General features: G+C 34.3%; 25 protein-coding genes. 5 read left to right on the top strand and 20 right to left on the bottom strand.

Features of this window, described 5'->3' with window-relative positions; all coding sequences use genetic code 11:
- Window positions 1–390: 390 nt before the first annotated feature.
- A complete protein-coding gene (locus QQZ16_RS06310; protein ID WP_048719030.1) occupies window positions 391–531 on the top strand; it encodes a sporulation histidine kinase inhibitor Sda in 141 nt (46 codons plus the stop codon).
- Window positions 532–728: 197 nt separating this feature from the next.
- On the opposite strand, the gene QQZ16_RS06305 is transcribed toward QQZ16_RS06310, so the two are convergent.
- On the bottom strand, window positions 729–1520 hold the full coding sequence (locus QQZ16_RS06305) for a phosphatidylserine decarboxylase (protein WP_031536567.1): 792 nt from the start codon (window positions 1518–1520) through the stop codon (window positions 729–731).
- 122 nt (window positions 1521–1642) lie between these two features.
- On the opposite strand from QQZ16_RS06305, the gene pssA reads away from it, so the two are divergent.
- On the top strand, window positions 1643–2182 hold the full coding sequence (gene pssA / locus QQZ16_RS06300; protein ID WP_235247943.1) for a CDP-diacylglycerol--serine O-phosphatidyltransferase: 540 nt from the start codon (window positions 1643–1645) through the stop codon (window positions 2180–2182).
- Between the two features lie 125 nt (window positions 2183–2307).
- Here the strand turns inward: pssA and QQZ16_RS06295 are convergent, their stop codons facing one another.
- From QQZ16_RS06295 to QQZ16_RS06280, 4 genes are all read right to left on the bottom strand, one after another.
- Window positions 2308–4092: a M3 family oligoendopeptidase gene (locus tag QQZ16_RS06295; protein ID WP_235247935.1), complete on the bottom strand. Its 1785-nt coding sequence runs from the start codon at window positions 4090–4092 to the stop codon at window positions 2308–2310.
- A gap of 200 nt (window positions 4093–4292) precedes the next feature.
- Entirely contained in the window at window positions 4293–4508 is a 216-nt protein-coding gene (locus tag QQZ16_RS06290) for a hypothetical protein (protein WP_031538904.1), read from the bottom strand.
- Between the two features lie 126 nt (window positions 4509–4634).
- Window positions 4635–5396 (bottom strand): N-acetylmuramoyl-L-alanine amidase, encoded by a 762-nt coding sequence (locus QQZ16_RS06285; protein WP_235247933.1) that lies wholly within the window; start codon window positions 5394–5396, stop codon window positions 4635–4637.
- Between the two features lie 122 nt (window positions 5397–5518).
- Entirely contained in the window at window positions 5519–5974 is a 456-nt protein-coding gene (locus tag QQZ16_RS06280; protein ID WP_109769190.1) for a hypothetical protein, read from the bottom strand.
- Between the two features lie 292 nt (window positions 5975–6266).
- Here QQZ16_RS06280 and QQZ16_RS06275 point away from each other — a divergent pair, with 292 nt between their 5' ends.
- The gene (locus tag QQZ16_RS06275) at window positions 6267–6581 is read left to right on the top strand and encodes a hypothetical protein (protein ID WP_031538901.1); all 315 of its coding nucleotides are present in this window, start codon (window positions 6267–6269) and stop codon (window positions 6579–6581) included.
- A gap of 159 nt (window positions 6582–6740) precedes the next feature.
- Here the strand turns inward: QQZ16_RS06275 and sigK are convergent, their stop codons facing one another.
- Window positions 6741–7460, bottom strand: coding sequence for an RNA polymerase sporulation sigma factor SigK (gene sigK, locus QQZ16_RS06270; protein WP_031538899.1), 720 nt, complete (start codon window positions 7458–7460; stop codon window positions 6741–6743).
- Window positions 7461–7765: 305 nt separating this feature from the next.
- Here sigK and QQZ16_RS06265 point away from each other — a divergent pair, with 305 nt between their 5' ends.
- Window positions 7766–9703, top strand: a complete 1938-nt coding sequence (locus QQZ16_RS06265; protein ID WP_284561200.1) for a fructose-1,6-bisphosphatase — start codon at window positions 7766–7768, stop codon at window positions 9701–9703.
- Between the two features lie 201 nt (window positions 9704–9904).
- On the opposite strand, the gene QQZ16_RS06260 is transcribed toward QQZ16_RS06265, so the two are convergent.
- The 7 genes from QQZ16_RS06260 to QQZ16_RS06230 all read right to left on the bottom strand — a co-directional run bounded on the left by QQZ16_RS06260 (window position 9905) and on the right by QQZ16_RS06230 (window position 14720).
- On the bottom strand, window positions 9905–10045 hold the full coding sequence (locus QQZ16_RS06260) for a YrzI family small protein (protein ID WP_081836693.1): 141 nt from the start codon (window positions 10043–10045) through the stop codon (window positions 9905–9907).
- A gap of 23 nt (window positions 10046–10068) precedes the next feature.
- Window positions 10069–10221, bottom strand: coding sequence for a YrzI family small protein (locus QQZ16_RS06255; protein WP_235247931.1), 153 nt, complete (start codon window positions 10219–10221; stop codon window positions 10069–10071).
- A gap of 26 nt (window positions 10222–10247) precedes the next feature.
- Entirely contained in the window at window positions 10248–10397 is a 150-nt protein-coding gene (locus tag QQZ16_RS06250; RefSeq protein WP_235247929.1) for a YrzI family small protein, read from the bottom strand.
- Window positions 10398–11175: 778 nt separating this feature from the next.
- Complete coding sequence (locus tag QQZ16_RS06245) at window positions 11176–12309, bottom strand: bifunctional cystathionine gamma-lyase/homocysteine desulfhydrase (protein WP_235247927.1); 1134 nt, start codon at window positions 12307–12309, stop codon at window positions 11176–11178.
- Window positions 12310–13233 carry a cysteine synthase A gene (gene cysK / locus QQZ16_RS06240; protein WP_235247919.1) on the bottom strand — a complete coding sequence of 308 codons (924 nt, stop codon included), beginning with the start codon at window positions 13231–13233 and terminating at the stop codon, window positions 12310–12312.
- Window positions 13234–13375: 142 nt separating this feature from the next.
- Window positions 13376–14068, bottom strand: a complete 693-nt coding sequence (gene mtnN / locus QQZ16_RS06235) for a 5'-methylthioadenosine/S-adenosylhomocysteine nucleosidase (RefSeq protein WP_235247917.1) — start codon at window positions 14066–14068, stop codon at window positions 13376–13378.
- 1 nt (window position 14069) lies between these two features.
- Complete coding sequence (locus QQZ16_RS06230; protein ID WP_235247900.1) at window positions 14070–14720, bottom strand: class I SAM-dependent methyltransferase; 651 nt, start codon at window positions 14718–14720, stop codon at window positions 14070–14072.
- Window positions 14721–14951: 231 nt separating this feature from the next.
- Here QQZ16_RS06230 and QQZ16_RS06225 point away from each other — a divergent pair, with 231 nt between their 5' ends.
- Window positions 14952–15164: a YrzA family protein gene (locus QQZ16_RS06225; protein WP_031538889.1), complete on the top strand. Its 213-nt coding sequence runs from the start codon at window positions 14952–14954 to the stop codon at window positions 15162–15164.
- Window positions 15165–15210: 46 nt separating this feature from the next.
- Here the strand turns inward: QQZ16_RS06225 and QQZ16_RS06220 are convergent, their stop codons facing one another.
- The 7 genes from QQZ16_RS06220 to QQZ16_RS06190 all read right to left on the bottom strand — a co-directional run bounded on the left by QQZ16_RS06220 (window position 15211) and on the right by QQZ16_RS06190 (window position 22277).
- Complete coding sequence (locus QQZ16_RS06220; protein ID WP_235247898.1) at window positions 15211–15852, bottom strand: DUF1510 family protein; 642 nt, start codon at window positions 15850–15852, stop codon at window positions 15211–15213.
- Between the two features lie 149 nt (window positions 15853–16001).
- Window positions 16002–17750 carry a peptidoglycan D,D-transpeptidase FtsI family protein gene (locus QQZ16_RS06215; protein WP_235247717.1) on the bottom strand — a complete coding sequence of 583 codons (1749 nt, stop codon included), beginning with the start codon at window positions 17748–17750 and terminating at the stop codon, window positions 16002–16004.
- A 94-nt stretch (window positions 17751–17844) separates the two neighbouring features.
- Window positions 17845–18321, bottom strand: coding sequence for a transcription elongation factor GreA (gene greA / locus QQZ16_RS06210; protein ID WP_031538886.1), 477 nt, complete (start codon window positions 18319–18321; stop codon window positions 17845–17847).
- 453 nt (window positions 18322–18774) lie between these two features.
- Window positions 18775–19410, bottom strand: coding sequence for a uridine kinase (udk, locus tag QQZ16_RS06205; protein WP_031538884.1), 636 nt, complete (start codon window positions 19408–19410; stop codon window positions 18775–18777).
- 5 nt (window positions 19411–19415) lie between these two features.
- Window positions 19416–20684, bottom strand: coding sequence for a peptidase U32 family protein (locus QQZ16_RS06200; RefSeq protein ID WP_235247718.1), 1269 nt, complete (start codon window positions 20682–20684; stop codon window positions 19416–19418).
- Between the two features lie 19 nt (window positions 20685–20703).
- Window positions 20704–21633 (bottom strand): peptidase U32 family protein, encoded by a 930-nt coding sequence (locus QQZ16_RS06195; protein ID WP_031538881.1) that lies wholly within the window; start codon window positions 21631–21633, stop codon window positions 20704–20706.
- Window positions 21634–21635: 2 nt separating this feature from the next.
- Entirely contained in the window at window positions 21636–22277 is a 642-nt protein-coding gene (locus tag QQZ16_RS06190) for an O-methyltransferase (protein WP_031538880.1), read from the bottom strand.
- Between the last annotated feature and the right edge of the window lie 222 nt (window positions 22278–22499).

Here is a 22499-nt window from a genome sequence, read left to right as displayed (position 1 = left end):
TAATACCCATTGATTTACACGCCGTCTACATACTTCTCAACAAATTAATCACAGGTTATCCACTTATGATTGTGGATAACCGAACAGTTGTTCTCTATGTTTATTTTTGTTAAAGTAAGGATACAGAATAATATCCAGTAAACTTCCAAGGCTAACTTCCCGGAAATGACAAAATGTATCTTAAATGACTATTGTTGGACAAGCAATTATTACTATCAAAAAAAACTATGTCAAATTTATACGCACAGTATGTATGGTGCCCATTTTCAAAGCACTACTTTCATCTTAATAGAATAACAAAAAAAATTTTTTCGGCATCACAGGTAATACATATTTATATGTTACTAGAAAGAAGTACTTATTTTTGATTTGAATGGAGGTGTTTCTGGCATGCGTAAATTGTCAGATGAATTATTGATCGAGTCTTACCATAAAGCTAGGGAACTTAATTTAAGCCCTGAATTTATTCGTCTCATCGAAACTGAAATTCACCGACGTTCTTTAAACAACAAGATAAAAGTTTCCTCTTGATTAAGTGACAAAGAAAAATGATAAAACTATATATACACTTTAAAACAGCCCTTTCATTTAGGCTGTTTTTTTATTTACGCTACATAAAAGTTACTATATCTATATAAAATACAAAATGGCAGCAGAAAACACCTTGCTTTGGTAACAAAGAAAAAGCAAAGTGACTCATACTTAGCCATTAATTTTGAAAGATTAGTCTATACTTTTTTTCTCATTTCGCCAATAACCTCTCCTATTTTAACCGGATATGGCATAGAAGGAAAGTCTTTCTGTATAAAAGTATTTTTTTCAAATAGTAAAACAACTGTAGAACCGAAAGAAAAATAAGCCATTTCCTCTCCTTGTACTAAGTGCTCTTTATGATGACTTAGTATAATCGAGTTAATAAACATCGCTCCAACTTTTACCATACAAATGCCAGTTCCTTCTTCGGTCTTAATTTCAGTTATAGACCGATAATTCCGAGATAGAGTTGATTTCCCCCACTTTAAGCCATATTTATTAACAGGATACGATTTATTTCCAAGAGTCCAACGTTTTATCACTATACCTGTTGCAGGACAATGAATTCGATGATAATGACTTGGACTTAAATAAAAAATAAGATAAGTTCCTCCAACATATTTTTTAACTATTTTTTCGTCTCCAAGCATATCATAAATAGAATACGTTTTTCCTTTCACGATAATGGATTGATCGCTCTTTACTTTTCCAATATCTTCAATCACTGCATCAACAGGACTAATGATCTCTCCTGCAACGGCATCTATTTTTCGACTATTAGCTTTTAATTTTCTAATAAAGAATTCATGTAATGAACGGTATTCATTTAACTGTTTTTCCATTTCACCTATATTTATTTGATATACCTTTGCAAAGGAAGGAATCATATAACGGCTCCATTTAGAATAGGCAAATTTCTTAATTAAAGCGGAGCTCCATCTTCCATTCGTTAGTTCGATACAATGGCGATATACTCTTTCTTTCAACGAAGCAATCCTCCAATAAATAAAATTTTTCTTTACGAATATTCATATACTACATTAAAATTATATATGATTATATTAAAAATAGTTGTATGAAATTCATTTCATACTGGGAGTGAATATAAATGTTTTTACATGAAGTCTTAGAACAAACGATGAAGAAGATTAAAACACAATTAGCTAATGTATTAACTTTAACAAATATTTCTTTAGGTGCTTTGGCAATTATTTATAGTTTAAAGGGACATCTACAATTAAGTCTATTATTAATTTTTATTGCAGCATTAGCAGATCGCCTGGATGGAATGACAGCAAGAAAATTTAATATTGAATCAGAACTAGGCAAACAGCTTGATTCGATGAGTGATATTATTTCATTTGGAGTAGCGCCAGCACTATTAGTATATCAAGGAGTTCTATTTGAATTTGGAGCACCAGGATCATTTTTTACAGTCCTTTATATTGTGTGTGGAGCTTTTCGCTTAGCTAGATTTAATATAACAGAAAGTCATGGTTATTTTACAGGCTTACCAATAACAGCTGCTGGTTGTATCCTGACCTTTAGCTGTCTATGGCTCGCATATCTGCCACTTCATATTTATTTATTCCTCATGCTAATCCTTTCTGTATTAATGATTGGAAATTTTAGATGGAGAAAAATTTAACTACACTTACAACGCATTATTTTATTTAAAAAAAAACTAGGACCTCATAAAGTAGCTATAACCAAGCTAGATTTATGAGGTCTCTTTATTTTGAAAATGCTTAATCTGATTTGCTTAGATCAAATTCATTCATTTGTTAGCTCCAAAAATTCTTCTACATCATTTATACAAAGCTGAATAGCACTGTTCCAAAAATCTTCTTTTGTTAAATCAACTTGTAAATGTTTATAAGCCAGTTCTTCTACTGTCATACTTGCTGTATCCCTTAATAGTGAAATATACTTATCCTCATAACCTTTTCCTTCCTCTAATGCTTTTGCATAGATCCCAAGAGAAAATAGAAAACCAAATGTATAAGGAAAATTATAAAAAGGTACCCCTGTTATAAAGAAGTGTAATTTTGAAGCCCAGAAAGAAGGATGATATTCGGATAGAGCATCTCCATATGCTTCTTTTTGCGCAGCCAACATTAGTGTGTTTAGTTGCTCCTTAGAAACTTGTCCGTTTTGTCTTTCTTCATAATATTTTGTTTCGAATAGAAAACGAGCATGAATATTCATTAATAATGCAATAGAACGCTGTATTTTATCTTCTAGTAATACTAGCTTTTCTTCTTCCGTGGACGCAGCTTTCACAGCCGCATCTGAAACAATCATCTCTGCAAATGTAGAGGCTGTTTCTGCAACATTCATTGCATAATTCCTATTTAATGTATGCATATCTCTCATCGCAAAAGTATGAAAACCATGACCTAGCTCATGGGCTAAGGTTGAGACATTTGATGGAGTACCAGAATATGTCATAAAGATGCGTGATTGGGCACTTTCTGGAAAATAAGTATGGAATCCTCCAGGTCGTTTTCCTTTTCGATCTTCTGCTTCAATCCATCTATCTTCAAATGCCTTTTTTGCAAAAATAGCCATCTCTGTTCCGAATTGTTCAAAGTGCTTAATAATAAAGTCAGCACCCTCCTGATAAGACATTTTTGTTTCTACCTTACCTAGCGGTGCATCCAGATCATACCAACTCAGCTTTTCTAACCCTAACAGTTTTGCTTTTCTTTCCAAGAACTGCACAAAAGGCTGTTTCTTTTTAGAAATGGCACTCCACATTGCTTGCAGTGTTTTTTCTTGCATGCGATTCATGTCTAACGGTTCTTTTAGAAAGTTATTCCACCCTCTCATTCCATAAACATTTAATCGAAATCCAGCTAAATGGTTTAATGTTTTTGCGAGAACTTCTCCATGAGCATCCCATGCCTTTTCGCATTCTGAAAACACCCTTTTACGAACCGAACGATCTGGACTAGAAAATTTATTTGCAGCTTGTCCAATAGATAGTTTTTCCTCTTGAAAAGGAATCTGGATTTTTCCAACAATCGTATCATACATTTGGCCCCAACCATAATATCCATCAACACTTAGTTTATTTATAAGCGTTTCTTCTGCTTCAGATAATTTCTCATTAGCTGCAGTTCTTCTTTCTGACAGGACAAAATAAAGTTGTTCTAATTCATTTCCTTTGAATAAGGAATCCCATTCCATGTCACTATATAAGGATAATTTCCCGTCCAGAATAGTTAATACATTTTGAAAGGTTGCACTTAATTCGGTTACTCTCCCTCTTAATGCGCTCGCCTCTTTATCCTCCATATTTTGTGCCTCTAAACAACTTACGAAGGCACCTGCCTGTCTTACTTTTTTTACAACAATTTCAAATTGTTCCACAATTTGTTGCAAAGCATCGCCGTCCATCGCTTCTTTCAATGGCTCAAATTTATGTACATATGATGATAATTTAGCTATTTCATCCATTGATATCGCTAAGTGCTCTCTAAACTTGGGAGAATGGCTTCCTCCAGGAAATAATCCATCTAAATCCCATGTTTCTTGATAGGCTATTCTACTCATTATTCTATTAGCTCCTTTCTTAGTAACTACTATGCTATTATAGTTCGAATATCGGAATATTTCCATTCTTTCTTAAGAATCGTAAATAAAGTAAAATTTCCATCAATGGGAATTTCTTTCTTCCCCATTGATGGTTAATACGATGACTGTTTCCGAAGATTTTCGGGGCTCTTTCCATATTCTCTTATCCTTCATGCTAATTAACGAAAGTAGCCACCAAATACCCAAACACCCCAAAAAAGAATGATAACAATAAACAGAATAATTAAGAATGCATACCAGACACCACTGGAACCTCCATATACGCCTCCGTATGCAGCATAAGGTGCTCCAAATCCATATCCAACTGGAGTTGGTCCTACTCCTCCAAGTGGAACAGCTGGTGGTATTTGATTCGGGTATCCATAACCAACCATTAATATTCCTCCTCTCTTCTATAAAATATTCTTTATTTGTACCCAATGTTTTAGGCAATTGTCCTATTTTCTAATGATTTTCCTCTATCACAAAAATTGCTTTATATATTCACTAATTCTCCTATACTAATTAGAAAGATAAGTCGAAAAACCTGCATCTTCTGCCTTTGCAGCCAATTGCTCGGCATTATTTCTACTGCTAAAGGCTCCAATTTGTACAATATAGAGGTTATTTCGAAATAGAACGGCTGTTTCAAATCCTTTTTCACTTGCTTGTGCTGCTAGGTTATCCGCATTTACTTTTTCTGAAAATGCACCAATTTGCACACGGTATATTGGCTTAGATTGCTTTTTTGTTAATGAAAATGCTTTTTCTAAACCAAGGACATGACCTCTAGCAATTTTCACAATAAAATTGCTTTCTTTTAGGCGGTTAGCATCTGACGTTGTATCGATAAAACCATTTTCTGTTAATAATGCAGGCATACGTGTTTCTCTTAACACATAGAAATTTGCACGCTTCCTTCCTCTATCAATAAAGCCTGTATCAGCAACTACTTGCTCATGAATTAATTCTTGATAAGTTGTTGTAGGTTCACCAATCCCTGGATATATATAGCTTTCAAAGCCTGTTCCACCACCAGCATTTATATGAATAGAAAGATAAAAATCAGCATTCCAGTTATTAGCCGCCTCTGTTCTTTCTGACAAGCTCACTGTAGCATCTCCCGTACGACTCATTCGAATAGCAATATCTTCATATTCGTTTTGAAGTATAAGATTGATTTCTTGTGCAACCATTAATGTGATATTTTTTTCTAGTAATCCATTTCCTACTGCACCAGAATCAGAGCCACCATGACCTGGATCGATAAAAATTTTTACCATACTTTTCACCACCTTTCTAATAGTATAGAAAGGTGGTGAAAAATCGCTTGTTTGAAAGCCTAAGTATTATGAAAAAGTAGATAGTTAGTAACATAATCAAGATTACTTCATCGAATGTATGATTAAAATAGTATAACTTCTTTTTCTGTATTCTCAATATATTTTACTTCATAAATATTTCCTTTTATATCGCAATAATAAATAGATTTACTGATAATATTATCCTCTTCACCAAAACTGATAAAAATAATATATTTCACTAATCCTTCCTGTAAACCTTCAGAATCTACCGTGTCAAATTTTGACATATATTGATAGTTTGAGACGGGATACAAATCAAATCTCCATACAGTATTATTGTACAATTCTCCTCTTATTTCTTGATAGTTCCTACCTAGAATGGAGTTGACGTCTGCTTTTGTTTGCATATTTCTAACCATATCTTTTATCTCAGAAATAGTTACAATCGTTTGATCTTGCTGATTACTTGCTATAAGTTCATTTTTTTCATGATTCGGTCCATTAGTAAGGATAGATAGCAATAGTGAGATAACTAGCAGCAGCCTCCTAAACACCAATCTTCAACCCCTTCCGTTAGCTCTAACCCTTTTGAAAGAAACATTTATATTTCATTTATATTACAATTATTATAAAATATTTACACGATTTGAAGATTATTTGTTTATTCTTCTTTTCAAGCTAGATGCTTAGCCTCCAGTCTTTCAATAATAGTAAGGCATGTACTTTTTACGATATGATATTTTATAGATAAAAATGATTAAATTTTCCAGTTCTAAAAAACTCCTTCGTTTCTTGTTCGCATACTTCTAAAGGACATGCATACAATGAAATGGAAGGAGGAGATTAATTGTGAAAAAAATCTCTTTTATATTGGTTATTGTACTTCTTGCTTTTATTGCATACATAGAAACCCCAACGGCCAGCATCAATAAAAATCAGGTTCTCTTTTATAGTCCAACAAATGAAGATCAAGAGGTTTCAAGTAATACAGATGAAATATTCGGTGCACCCGAACTGGAATACAAATTAGAAGAGACGAAAGAAGAGGATGGCTTTATTGTAGAGGTTTATCGTGAATATGAGATTTATAAAAATCGGCAGGGCGATATAGTAAAAACCGTAGCTACAGATAATACAGAGTTTATCCACTATGTGAAATATTAAGGATTAGAAAAAGCACCTAGTCATAGATTTATCCAATGACTTTAGATGCTTCTTCTAGCCTTCTATTTTCCTATTACTTTCTTTTTACAATTTCAAGCTAATGAAAAAAATTTACCCTCATAAGAATGCACCTTTTTATAACATCCTTATGTATAAACGCTAATCATTTTTGCGCTTTTTTTCCTTTTCTGCTCGGTAAAACTCATGAAACATTTTCATCAAAGCTCTTTTTTCAATCCGAGAAACATAGCTTCTTGAAATTCCTAGTTCTTTCGCAATTTCTCGTTGTGTTTTTTCCTTCTTTAAATCGAGTCCAAATCTTCCAATGATTACTTCTTTCTCTCTTTCATCTAACACATCAATATATTCTTTCACTTTTTCAAGCTCCATATTCAACTGAATAGTATTTACTACATCTTCTGATTCTGATTTCAAAACATCAATGAGGCTAATCTCGTTTCCTTCTTTATCCTGACCAATGGGGTCATGCAGGGATACATCCTTTTTTGTTTTTTTCAGTGCTCTTAAATGCATTAGGATTTCATTTTCTATACACCGAGCCGCATAAGTAGCCAATTTCGTCCCTTTTCCCTCTGAAAAGCTTTCTATCCCTTTTATAAGACCGATGGTTCCAATCGAAATTAGATCCTCTGAATCTTCACCTGTATTTTCAAATTTTTTCACAATATGGGCAACTAAGCGCAAGTTATGCTCTATTAACATATTTCTTGCATGGGAATCTCCTTCAGCCATCAACCTTAAATATTTTTTTTCATCACTCGCTGATAATGGTTGGGGAAATGCGTTATTTTTTACATAGGAAACAAGGAATACTAATTCTTTTAATAAAGCTCCAAGCGACAATAAGATTCCGGACATCTTTCCACCTCCACATTCAAGGACATTTGCCTATACTTCATTACTATGTAAATAGGGAGTAGGTCTTGCATGTCCACGTGACAATAAACTTAGGAAAATCTATTTTATTTTAGTTTATTTCTAAGCAATTATGGGTAATATCTGGAGCATCTCATCAAAGAAGACAAATACCTAAATCTTTATTTCCAAAACAAAAGGGACATTAGAATTATTTTCCAAATATTTTAAATTAATTACTAAATTCTCGCTTATTCCTTGTATAATATATATTGATAGCTTTTTCTATTACATGGGGGTGAGCCAAGATGGATACGAAATATTTAGATTTACTTACAGAAAAGTATGATTCAGAAGAGAAAGTGGTAACTGAAATAATAAACCTTGACGCCATACTGAACCTTCCGAAAGGGACAGAGCATTTTGTCAGTGACCTGCATGGTGAGTATCATGCCTTTCAACATGTTTTAAGAAATGGTTCAGGAAATGTGAAAGAAAAAATTCGTGATTTATTTAAAGAAGAGCTTTCCAAAGCCGAAATCGATGAATTTGCCACATCGGTTTATTATCCAGAAGAAAAACTAAAAAGAGTAGTTAATTCATTTATACATACATATGAACTGGATGCCTGGTATGCAGATACAATCGAAAGAATGATTCGATTAGTATCATATGCATCTTCCAAATATACAAATTCAAAAGTTCGAAAAGCATTACCACCACAATTTGTTTATATTATTGAAGAATTATTGTATGAAAAAAATGAATTGAATAATAAAACGGATTATTATTCAAGCATCATTAACAGAATCATTTCATTAGGACAAGCAAATAAATTAATTATTGGACTAGCTTATACCATACAAAGACTCGTTGTCGATCATTTACATGTAGTAGGCGATATATATGACCGGGGTCCCTATCCTGACAAAATAATGGAAACATTAATGGACTACCATTCAGTTGATATTCAATGGGGAAATCATGACGTATTATGGATCGGTGCATTTGCTGGATCAAAAGTATGTCTTGCTAATATTATTCGAATATGTGCGAGATACGATAATTTAGATATTATCGAGGATGCATATGGAATCAATTTGCGCCCTCTCTTAAACTTAGCAAATAAATATTATAAAGATAATAAAGCTTTCCGCCCAAAAATGAATGCAAAAAAAGAAGAGAATACAGAAGAAAATATATTACAAATTACCAAAATTCATCAAGCTATATCTATCATTCAATTTAAATTGGAAATGCCTATTATTAAAAGACGCCCTGATTTTCAAATGCATCATCGTCTTTTACTAGAAAAAATTGATTATGAAACGAACACAATTAATTTTAATGAAAAAATTTTCTCATTAGAAAATACTTGCTTTAATACAATCAATCCAGAAGATCCCTCTCTTCTTTTAAAAGAAGAAGAACAAGTCATAAATAAACTGCTTTTTTCGATACAGCATTCAGAAAAGCTCGCGAGACATATACACTTTTTAATGAACAAAGGAAGTCTTTATTTAAAATACAATAGTAATTTATTAATCCATGGCTGTATTCCTTTAAATGAGGACGGTTCAATGAAAACGATGCAAATAGATGGGAAAGAGTATAGAGGAAAAGAATTGTTTGATTTATTTGAATCCTATTTACGCTATAGCTTCAATCATCCAGAAATAACTGATGACTTTGCTACAGATTTAGTTTGGTATTTATGGACTGGCGAGAATTCCTCCTTATTTGGCAAAAAAGATATGACTACGTTTGAGCGATATTTTATAAATGAGAAAGAGACACATAAAGAAAAAAAGAATGCCTATTATTTTTTGCGAGAACAAGAAGATATTTGCCGCAATATATTGCAGGAGTTCGGATTAAATCCTGACCAGGGGCATATCATTAACGGACATACTCCTGTTGCTGAAATAAATGGGGAAAATCCAATTAAGGCAAATGGAAAAATGATTGTTATTGATGGCGGGTTCTCCAAAGCATATCAATCAAAAACAGGAATTGCGGGGTATACCTTATTATACAATTCTTACGGAATGCAATTAGTTGCACATAAACGGTTTACTTCCAAAGAGGATGTACTCGAAAATGGTACAGATGTATTATCTGTAAAAAGAGTTGTTGATAGGGAGCTTCAACGGAAAAAGGTATTAGAAACCAATGTTGGAGAAAAGTTATTGGAGCAAATGAACGATTTAAATCAGTTATTGGAATATCGCTATATAAAAAAATAAAAAGACACAAACAATCAGTGGATTTCCTTATTCACTGATTGTTTGTTGTTTTAACAGAAATTGTTGCACAGTTTGGCCTACTATGTTTTCTCTATAAGTTCCCTCGTTAGTCAGTATCTTTATCTGCCCATAAGATTGATTGTCGACACTGCAGGATAATTAAAAACATCTTTCTTCCACCTCTCGTTCTTATCTTAATTTTTATAAAAAGCGTACTGCAGACAATTGCTTTCTTCTATTCTCTTCCATTATTTCCTCAATAATTTGTTGATGTCGTATTTCTTCTTCTGTCATCTGTTTTTGATGAATAGTAATTGTAAAAAATAGCATATTTAACGTCATTTCCTTTCACTCCTTATACATTTTTAGTAATTGTTATGGGAAAAGTACCCAGAACGAATCTGTTTTGTTTTTGTTTCTTCATACATTTGCTCAATTTCCTGTAAATGAGCATGTTCTTCGTTTGTCATCTTTTTAAAGTGAATCGTTATTGTTATAAAGAATATACTTAAGGTCATTTCTTCACCTCCTAAGAGAGCACTTTTTATAACCCATTTCTTAAATAGCCTACTTCGTCGAGTTTTCTACGATTTTCCTCGATTCTTTTTTTCATTTCCATTTCTTGCATCCAATCAGCATTTGTATACTGCTTTTTCTTAATCGTAACCGTTAGAAAAATTAGATTTAATGTCATTTCCTTTACACCTCTCTTTAATCAATTATTACCATAAATGTAATTTTTTTCTCGTGAGCGCACAAAAAAACCGCAAATAGACCTATCTGCGGTTTAAAAATAGACATAATAAAACCGCAGGACACGACTACCCTGCGGTTGGATATTTTCTAGTTAGACTAAACTAAGATAAAATTTCCCATTCCGAAGTGGTTGAATTCGTGTATATTGCATATTCAATTACTAGTACACTGTTTAATTCTGGTAAAAATCTTTCCATTTTATTCAACCTCCTTAGAATTTTTTTATCTCACATTGGTAATTATATCCTCCAATGCCAGCTTTGTAAACCTTTTTTTAAAATTTAGACGGCTACCCACAGTTATTTAGTGATTTCTCCTATTTTTGTTTAATCTTTTCAAACAGACAAGGAGGCTGAGACATAAGCATTTCAACCAACAACAAACACGAACTATAACGTAATTAAATTACAAAAAAGTTCGTGTTTGTTTTTTTAGAAAAAGGTTTAAAAACGAAGTGAAATGGAGCGAAGGACGCTCGACTCCTGCGGGAAGTTGAGGAAAGGCTGAGACCCCGCAGCGCAGCGAGGAGGCTCAGCTTCCTCCCCGCGGAAAGCGAGCGTCTGTAGCGCAGTGGAACGACTGAGTTTTTACACTTAACTATATTAAAAAACATAGATAACCATCAGAAAGTAGCTTTATTTAAGAGCTAAATTAAAGATTGTTCGTCTTTAAAGACTAGTTATTTAGTTTTGTCCCAGCCCCTTTTTATTTTTAAATTATTGTAGTGCTTGCTTTAAATCCTCGATTAAATCTTCTACATCCTCTAGTCCAACAGAAATTCTTACAAGACCATCAGTTATCCCAAGCTCTGCTCTTCTTTCTGCTGGGATTGAAGCATGGGTCATTCTTGCTGGAACAGAGATTAAACTTTCTACAGCCCCTAAGCTTTCTGCTAGGGTGAAGAACTTGACTTTCTTTAAAAGCTTATCAGCGTTTTCTGCACTTCCAACATCAAAGCTAACCATGCCTCCAAAACCTAGTGCTTGCTTCTTGCTTATTTCATGATTTGGATGTGTGCTTAGACCTGGATAATATACCTTTGAAATGGCAGGATGTTCTTCTAAAAATGAGACAATTTGCTTTGTATTGCTTTCATGTTCCTCCATACGTATTCCAAGTGTTTTCATCCCTCTGATAAGAAGCCAAGAATCATTTGGTCCTAATACACCGCCTGTTGAATTTTGAACAAAATGAAGATCTTCTCCTAATTTTTCATCTTTAACGACTACCAATCCAGAGACGACATCACTGTGCCCACCTAAATACTTTGTTGCACTATGAAGCACGATATCCGCCCCTAGTGTTAATGGTGTTTGCCAATATGGCGTAGAGAATGTATTATCTACAATCGTAAATAAGCCATTTTCTTTCGCAACATGAGAAGCTGCCTCGATGTCTGTTATTTTTAATAACGGATTGGTTGGGGTTTCGATATACAAAGCAACTGTATTTTCTTTTATTGCTTCTTTTATATTGCTAATATCACTGGTATCGACAAAACTTGCCTCGATACCAAACTTATTTAATACCTTTGTCATTACTCGGAAAGTTCCACCATAAACATCGTCTGTAAATAATATATGGTCACCCTTTTTAAATAGCATCATGACCGCAGTAATAGCTGCCATACCGGAACTAAAAGCAAAACCTCTTGTTCCTTCTTCTAAATCCTTAATGAGTTCTTCTAATGCATGACGAGTTGGATTACCAGTTCTGGAATATTCAAATCCTTTATGGTTTCCAATAACGTCCTGTTTATAAGTACTCACTTGATAGATAGGAACATTTACTGCGCCGGTATGCGGATCGCTTGGAACTCCACCATGTATTAATTTTGTTTTTCTTTTCATTTAAATTCCTCCATCAAATATTTTTTTGCTTATATAACGATCACTAGAATCTGGAAAAACCACCACGATATTGCTACCACTTCTTGCTTTCTTCGCTACTTGAACAGCTGCATAAAGAGCTGCGCCTGAAGAACTACCGACAAGTAAACCTTCCTTTTCGGCAGCAAGCTTTACATAATGAAAAGCATCTGAATCTGAAACCGTATAGATTTGGTCAAAAAATTTTCGATCGATAAAATCTGGCAGAAATTCCATTCCAATTCCTTCTGTTTTATGGGGTCCACTTTGTCCACCGTTTAAAATAGAGCCTTCTGGTTCTACTATTACTGACTTAACAGCTGGATTTTGGTCTTTTAAATATCGAGCCGTTCCCATAAAGGTACCACCCGTTCCGGCTCCGGCGACAAATATATCGACTTGATGATTTAATTGCTCCCAAATTTCTGGCCCTAGCGTTTTATAATACGTATTTGGATTCACTTCATTTTCGAATTGTCCTGGGATATAAGAATTAGGAATTTCTTGATGCAATTCCTTTGCCTTTTCTATTGCACCACTCATTCCTAATGAGGTTGGTGTATGAATAATTTCTGCTCCCAATGCCTTCATAATTGCTTGTTTTTCCATACTAAATTTTTCTGGTACACAAACCATTACTTTTACTCCTGTATTTAAGGCTGCTAGTGCCAGCCCAATTCCTGTATTCCCTGCAGTAGGTTCAATAATCGTTCCACCTTTAGTTAGCTTTCCACTTTGTAATGCTTCTTGAATTAATTCATAGCCTAATCGATCTTTAATACTTCCACCAGGATTATAATATTCTAACTTCGCAAATAACCGAACACTTTTAGGTAATGGAAAATTTGTCAGTTCCACAATAGGTGTATGGCCAATTAATTGATGTACATTTTGATAAACATTCAAACTCTACACCCCCTATTTTATTCTTACCCTTTTTGTTGAAAATTTCGTGGTATCCATAAAATAATTACTTATTATTATTCTTATTGGATTACTCGACTTTATAGAAAAAGAAAGGTGAAGGGTTTTTAACCCTCCGCCGCTTTTAGATTCTGCTAACGATTCCCATAACTAGATTTGCTGAATGTACAGCTGCCTTTTCTAAATACTGGTCAAAGGATAAGTGGGATTCTTTACCAGCAATATCAGATAAGGAACGAATAATAACAAATGGAATGTTATATTGATATGCTACTTGAGCAATAGCCGCTGCTTCCATTTCAACTGCTTGTAGTTGATCAAATTTTGATTTAATAAATGCTGCTTTTTCAGGTTGATTAATAAACGAATCACCTGTTGTAATCAAACCTGTTACTACAGCATGATTTCCAATTTCCTTGGCACTCTGTTCAGCTATATCAATTAACCTTTCATTTGCCTTAAAACTTGCAGGCATTTGTGGAACTTGCCCATATTCATAACCAAAAATTGTGGCATCAACATCATGATGGCGCACGTCGTTAGAAATAACTACATCTCCTACTTCTAATTCAGGATTTAGTCCCCCTGCTGATCCAGTATTAATAAGATAATCTGGTTTAAATGTCTGAAGGAGGATTGTTGTGCTCATTGCCGCATTTACTTTTCCTATACCTGATCGAAGTAGGATAACCTCTTTACCGTATAATTGCCCTTCAACAAATTGAAATCCAACGATTGTGTGTTCTTTCTTGTTTGTTATTCTTTCACGTAATAAAATTACTTCTTCTTCCATTGCCCCGATAATTGCGATTTTCAATTCATTTACCTCTTTCGTCTATTTTTTCCCCTTCCATAATCCAAACAAAATCATTCATCTTCTCGAAATGAGCAGAAAAGCCATTTTTCTCTAAGATTTCCGTTAGAAAAGGGATTGTTGTATAGTATTCTCTTTGTAAGTCTTCTGCTAAATGCTGCTGTCCCTTTTCGGTCGCTACCTTTATTGCTTCATCGTATGCTTCTTTCGTGACAAACATTGTATCAGCAAACACTATTTTACCACCTATAGGCAGGAAATTACTATACTGTTTAATCGCTTCCTCTTTTTCTTGATTGGTTAAGTGATGAAATGCATAAGTACTTACAAATGTATTTGGTATAAAATCTAACTTGAATTCGAGAAAATCTCCTTCTATTAGCTGTGCTCTTGCACCAATTTTCTCCTTTGCAATTTTTCGCATAGCAGCTGATGGTTCAATCGCTGTAACCTTAAATCCTTTTTTAATCAATTGAAGTGTTAGATTCCCAGTTCCCGGTCCAAATTCTACAACATGGCCAGTGGAACGCTTAGCAACATTGTTTAATATATGGTCATAATGACAAAATACTTCTTCATATTCGATATCATTAGTGAGGCTATCATCATAAGATTCAGCCCATTGTTCAAAGATTTCTAGGAACTCTTTTCCCATAACTTTGCACCCCTGTTGTTATAATATACAATTCCTATCAGTATACTACGCTTTAAAATATTTCTTGTTCTTAATTTATCATATCTTTCTTCCTGTTATCAACAAACTTAAAATAGTAAGTTAATTCCCTATTTTTTAATAACTCTCTTTTGCGTGTTTCATTATTTTATTATTCTTCCATCGTTTGCTTATGTTATGATATTTTTACTAGTAGTAGAAAGGGAGTTATACATGAATATTCAATTAGAATTAATCGAAGATAAAGTAGAATTTTTTGAAGGCGAGAGTTTGAAAACAATCGAGAAAAAAATAAATGAACAGATTGAAGTAAATAAATCCATTCTACTCTCAGTGCACTCAGTTTCTCATCAGGTTACTTTACTAGATAATGGGCGGCCTTATTATACAGCTGTTGTGCATTTCAAACTGAAAAAGAATTTTTAATACAAACCAAAAAAAGAACTGGAGAGTCTTTCCTCCAGTTTCACTCTTAACGAATATTTAAATCTTTTATTTCCTCTACTTTTGTCGGTTTCCAACCGCTTCCGTCAACCCATTCAATATACACTCTATATTTTTCAGATTGGTCTTTCGAAGAAACGGTCCCTATTGATTTTTGTGGATCTTTGTTGTTATTGCCAAGGAACCACACCGTCATATTATTACTATCTAATCCAGTCGCATAGGACAAGGCTTTTACTTGCTCCTTCCAATCCACACCTTCTGAATATGATGCAACATGCTCACCAGTTTGTGTTGTTCCTACTGGCTCCCAGGAAGAATTCTCTATTGTCTTGACTACATTGGAATCACTTCCCCCTTCTGTTACCATTTCTCCATTTTCCGATTCCGCTGCTTCTTCATCTACTTGTGTATCTTCCTCATTCGTTGCTTCGTCAGATTCAGTTGTTTTAGCTGTTTCGTCATTTGTTGCTTCCTGACCTGTATTCGTACCGCTCGATTGTTTTTTATCTGCATTATTTTCATCGTTCGTATGAAAAATAGAATAAGATACGAATCCGATTAATAAAATTACGGCGATAATTAACCCATTCAAAATAAGATTCGTTTTCTTTCTCTTGGATCTCTGTTGATATCTTGTGCTATTTTCATTATTTATTTCTTTACTCAAGGTGTTTCTCCTCCTATTGACTTCTTCCATTCTATCTATATAAGCACGGCTTCCCATTCAAATTCTTTTTCACTGTTCATATTTTAACATGTTAGTACGCTTTTAGAAAAGTAGGAACCCTATGTATTTTCCTTTATCGGTCCCTGAGCTTACTGCTTTTCATATATCCCCTTTACTACATCGGCAAAAAGTTGATTTACTCCCCCTTCATCTGAAAAGACATCTAAATTTACCGCTACTAAAGCATACTTAGGTTTATCAAATGGAAAGTAACCTGCAAACCATTTATTATGAAGCTGCTTACCATCCTGAAATACGCCTGTTTCCGCCGTTCCTGATTTACCCGCAACCGTGTAAGGAAGATCCTGAAACCATCTCCCGGTCCCTTTCTCTTTTCTAACAACTTCTCTTAATAGCTGTTGCAGTCTTGATGCAGTATAAGGAGATAAACTTTCCCCGTCTAGCTCTTGTTTATCAAAAGAGTAAAAGGTCGTTCCATTTTTGTATTGAATATCTGATACGATTTGTACACTTTCCTTCGTCCCTCCTCTAGCAATGGTAGCCATCATATTGGCAACAGCTAGTGGTGTAACTCGAACTTCATGTTGGCCGATACCTGTTAATGCAACAAAGTTTTTGTCCTGTTTTGCTTCCGCATTAAGAAACACTCTCCCCTTTTCTTCTCCACTAAACTGCTGAAAATCTGCTGAATGAAAAACACTTCCTTCCCAGCCAACTAAACTAGTTAAGGATAATTTCTCGGCATATTCTTCGATTAAGTTCTCATCTATGTCTTTTAATTCTTTTGCTAATGTTCCAAATGTATTGTTACAGCTAACAGCAAAACTTTCTGTAAAATTTAGCATCCCATGCTGATAATTTGGGTCTGGGTCACCGTTAATCTTTTTACTACAATTGAATTGCCTATTAGGGTCATCCAATTTGTTATCAATTGCGGCAGCTGCGATGACGGTTTTAAAAACAGATCCAACAATTTGCTGTTTCAGCATATAGTTATTTACTCCGTCTGTCTGATATGGATTTGTTTTATTTATCTTTGGTCTTGACACCATGGCTGCAACAGAATTATCCTCGAGATCCAACAGAACAAGTCCACCCTTCTTTATGCCTTGTTCATCCACTAATCTTTCAGCCATCTCTTGTAATTCCGTATCAATCGTAGTTCGAACATTGACAGGGTAAAAAGGATTCGCTGGTTCTACATATTTAACATTTAAGCCAAATAGCGGTCCTCCTTTTGCATCTACATGGTAAACAAGCTTTGATTCCCCATCTGGCAACAGAAATTCATCAAAACTTCTTTCCAATCCGGTTAAGCCAATTAATGTATTACTTGATATTTCTCTATCTGGATAACGCTTTTGAAGTTCTTCGTAGTTTTGTCCAGTAATACCAAGCAATTGTTCAGCCATATTGTTATTGATATGAAATTTTTTCTCCGCAGCAAATACACCTGGTATTTTTAGCTTATTGATAGCAGACATTTGACTGCTTGTTAATTCTAAAGGTTCCTTACCTCCAAATACTACTGGATCTTCGGCATCTACTATACTTTTCTTTACATTGTATTCACTTGTCCCAATAATATCCGCTACTTTTTTGCTATCCCAATCCATTTTATTTAAAAATGGAAATAATATTAAAACCGCTTTTGTCTGATGTGTTAGAGCATCCCCATTTTTATCAAGAAAGGTTCCCCGACCATTGTCTAATTCCATTTCCTGAGATCTTTGCTTTACACTTGCTTCCACCAAATTAATATTATGCTTAGTAAAATGGTTTGTCTCTACTAACTGAACTTGTATTAACCGACCAAGCAAAACACAAAGGGCAAATAAAAAAACAATGCCAATGCCAACTATTCTTTTTCTCCACATAAAAAACACCTCATCAAGAGTGTTGACGAGGTGTCTCCTTTATAAACAAGTCATGATAACTTTTTATATTGTTACCAACTTATTTAAATCATACTTATTTAATTGTAACGATTTGTACATTCATTTCTCCACCTGGAGTTTGTACAATAACCTTGTCTCCAACTTTTTTTCCGAATAAGCTTTTGGCAATTGGAGAATCGTTAGAAATTTTCCCTTCAAACGGATCTGCCTCCGCACTACCAACGATGGTATATGTTTCTTCCTCTCCATCTGGAAGCTCGATAAAGGTTACAGAGCTTCCAAGAGAAACTGTGTCACGATCAAGTTCGTCTTCAGAGATTATCTTTGCATTACGAATCATATTTTCAATTGTCGTAATACGACCTTCGACAAATGCTTGCTCTTCTTTCGCTGAATCATACTCTGAGTTCTCAGATAAATCTCCGAAACTACGTGCAATTTTAATACGTTCTACTACTTCTTTACGTTTTACCGTTTTTAATTGCTCTAATTCCTGTTCTAATTTTTCTTTACCTGCTAATGTCATTGGAAATTCTTTTTCAATTGCCAAAATCTTCACTCCTTCAAGTATGGGATTAATAGAAAAAATAACATATATGCTCTTCTAAAAGCCCCTAATAAATTATGTATTAAAGATACTAGCACGACAACTTTGGATAGACGCGCTTTTTTTCTAATAGAATGAGTTTAATACGGATTGAGGAAAAAAGAAAGCATTTTCTACCAGATTAACCGTTCTGTTTAAACATTTTTTTACTGATTAGTGGTTTTTGTTGAAAATTGATTCCCTTTAATGAAGTTCACTTTGTTTCCTCCATTGCCTTCTAACACTCTATTCCTCTTCTTCCTGTTATCTTAACTTATTGGTACTTACATAATCATTATTGGGAAAAATGAAGCTGGGATCAAACTAAATAGTAAATCTATAAAGTCGGACTCTCTAAATGCTTTTGTCCCAGCCTAAATTTATCTAAGTACTTTTTAATGAATACTATCTATTGTTTCATAAAAGCGATTTTTGTTCAAGAATTGTTTGAATTTTTGTAACCATCAAGTCAATTGCTACATGATTATGGCCGCCTTCTGGAATGATAACATCTGCATATCTTTTCGTTGGTTCTATAAATTGATTATGCATCGGGCGAACTACATTTACATATTGTTCAATCACGGAGTCAATGGATCTTCCTCTTTCTTTGATATCTCTCATCAATCTTCTGATAATACGCAAATCAGCGTCTGTATCCACAAACAGCTTCATATCCATTAAATTTCTTAGACCTTCATCTTCTAAAATTAAAATACCTTCAACAATAATTACATCCTTTGGCTCAACTAGTATCGTTTCCTCTGAACGGGTATGCATGGCATAATTATATACAGGCTTTTCCACTGACTCATAATTTAATAATTTTTGAATGTGGCTTATTAATAACTCCGTATCAAATGCGAGAGGATGATCATAATTTGTTTTCAATCTCTCCTCAAAAGGTAAATGAGATTGATCTTTATAATAATAATCTTGTTCGAGCATCAAAATGGAATGTCCTTTAAAATGGTCAAATATAGCTTTTGTCACACTTGTTTTTCCAGAACCGGAGCCACCTGCGACACCTATTACTACTGGTTTCGGCTGCATGCTAATTAAAGCTCCTTTCGCATCATATTATTTGGATAAACAGGGTGATCCACCTTGAATTTAACAATCTGTAACGGATGTCTTGCTGCATCGATTTCGTTGCCATCTGCATCCCAAATTTTTTCAACAACCATTGTAAAATTATCGATTTCTGGACCGAAAAATTCGACTTCCTGCCCCTGTTTAAAGAAGTTTCTTTGTTGTAATGTTACCATTTTTGTATCTTCTTGATAATCCAGCACTAAACCAGCAAAGTCAAATGTAGTCTTTTTGCTATGATTTCCAAACATTTGCTCTTTATACCCTGGCTGTCCCTCAAAGAAAGCAGGTGCTGTCTCTCGATTTGCACATTTATCCAGTTCTTTTAGCCACTCCTCTTGAATGATAAAGTTGTCTGGATCAGCACAATAAGCATCAATAACTTTACGATATACACTAACAACTGTTGCTATATAATGAATAGATTTCATTCTACCTTCAATTTTCAAACTATCAATACCTAGTTCAATCATACGAGGAATCGATTCAACTAGTTTTAAGTCTTTCGGGCTCATTACAAAAGGGGCATCCCCATCCGTAAATAAAGCCTGTTCTTCTTCTCCCTCTAGCTTGTATAAATCATAGTCCCAACGACAGGATTGACAGCAACCACCACGATTTGAATCTCTAGCAGTCATATGATTACTTAATGTACAACGGCCTGAATAAGCGATGCACATCGCACCATGGATAAAGGTTTCAATTTCAATATCTACTTTTTCTTTCATTTCTTTTATTTCATCAGCACTTGTTTCACGAGCAAGCACAACACGTTCTAATCCTTCTTCCTTCCAATATTGAACAGCCTTCCAATTTGAAAGAGATTGCTGTGTACTTAAATGGACCTCAATTTCCGGTGCTACTCGTCGACAAGTTTCAATGATTAAAGGATCGGCAACTATTATTCCGTGAACACCTGCTGCCTGTAAACCTAATAAGTAATCTTCCAATCCATCGATATTTTCGTTATGTGCAAAAATATTAGTTGTTACATATACTTTCGCCTGATAATTCTTCGCAAACTCCACTCCTTCTTTCATTTCTTCAAAAGTGAAGTTTCCAGCATTCGAACGAAGTCCATACTCTTGCCCACCAATAAATACAGCATCTGCCCCGTAAGCAACAGCGATCTTTAATTTTTCTAGATTACCAGCTGGTGCTAATAGTTCCGGTTTCTTTATAATTACTCTTTTTCCATCTCTTATTTCAGAAATAGGATCTTTAACTATAGTCATTTCCCTTCTCCTCCATTTTTTAGTAAACCGTTTCTTTAAAGAAAAATCCTGTATCTAATGGTCTATTAGGTGGTTGAATTTTTTCTATTTCAGCAAGTAAATTATCTTTTTCTTCGTCATATTGACCTGGATTATTTAAGTACATGGATATTGCTTTATGATAAAAACCAGTAACTGCAATAATATATGCTGAATCTTTTAGAAGACCATCAATTTTAAAAGAGTCAACGCCAGCTTCTATAAGGTCTTGAAGCTCATCAATAATACAAATATCATTTGGACTCATAATATGCGTACCATTTTCGTCCTGAAAAATAGGGTATTTATTTGCTCTTTCTTTATCATGAAGAAATAAATTCTTATCCGTTTTGCTCGCTTCCAATTCCACTTCTTTCCCTTGATATTGGAAATAGTGTTCTAGCAAAGTACGTTTTGATTGAAACATTGTTGCCATTCCATGAACCTGAATTTCTATTTCTACTTCTGCGTTCTCTTTTGTTTCAATAATAGCATCCATGCTAATTTCTCTCGCCAGAACTGCTCTTTTCGCTCCTTTTCGCCCCCAGTAATTACACGTATACCAGTTCGTTCCTGTCGTTTCTGTACTCCAGTGTAATTTCAAGCTTGGAGCTACTTCTCTAGCAATCATTAAAACAGCTGGATCTCCATAGATAACAGCATCTGCTTTCACATCATTTAAAAAACGAAGATATTCTGTTACATCCTCTATTTTATCATTATGAAAAATAGCATTTACAGCTACATAAACCTTTTTTCCTCTTTGGTGAGCTATTTCAATCGTCTTTTTTGTTGCCTCACGATCAAATTCACCAGCTAATCTCAAACCAAATTTTTGCTCACCAATCACAAATGCATCTGCTCCATTATCAATAAGTGGCTCAATATCATTTATGCTGGTTGGCGTTACTAGTAATTCCGGTTTTTTCATGATTATCCCCTCTTTTTACTAATTGCAATACCGTCTCCGACAGGCAAAATCGCTGTGTGGTATTCCTGATTTTCCATTAGCCATTGATTGTAATTTCTTATTTTACGTACTAATTGGCGAAGGTTTCTACTCTCTATCTCCCTTTCTGCAACTAAGCCATGAAATAGTATATTATCTGTATATACGATTCCGTCAGCTGATAAAAATTGGCTGTATAGATTAAAAAACTTTTGATACTGTCCTTTTGCTGCATCAATGAAAATGGCATCAAACGGTCCATAATGTTCTACAGCGGAATCGAGTTCAAGGGCATCACCTTGCAATAAGATTATTTGTGATTCCTTTTTAAGCTTTTTTACATTTTCTTTCGCTACTAAATACCGGTGTTCGTCTCTTTCAATCGTTAATATTTGAGAAAACGGGAGTACCTCTGCCATTCTTAATGCGGAATAGCCAATTGCTGTACCAACCTCCAAGATTTTTTTAGGCTGTTGAATACGCAATAATTGTAATAATGCTTCTATTCCTACTAACTCCATGATTGGAACTTCATTTTGTCGAGCATACTCTTCTATTTCTCGCAATTGCTCATTTCTTTCTGGAATTAATTGTTCAATGTAATCCAGGATTTGTTTATTTTGCAAGGATGAGTCCCTCCTATTTTCCTTAAAGCCCTATCCTTTTTTGTCTTCTACCTAAAAATAGTTAGCTTCTGAATAAGAACCTAACAACTCATTAAATGTGTATGAAATTCGGGTAATTGACTAATATATACTCAAAAACACTTGTACTATTTTATCATAAAATATTGTTGAATGCTAATAAATCTTCGGTTATCAAAGGTAAACACCGTATAATTTTGACGA

The sequence above is a fragment of the Bacillus sp. T2.9-1 genome (genome assembly GCF_950097965.1).
Lineage (GTDB): Bacteria > Bacillota > Bacilli > Bacillales > Cytobacillaceae > Niallia > Niallia hominis.
This window is presented reverse-complemented; position numbering and strand designations above follow the sequence as displayed.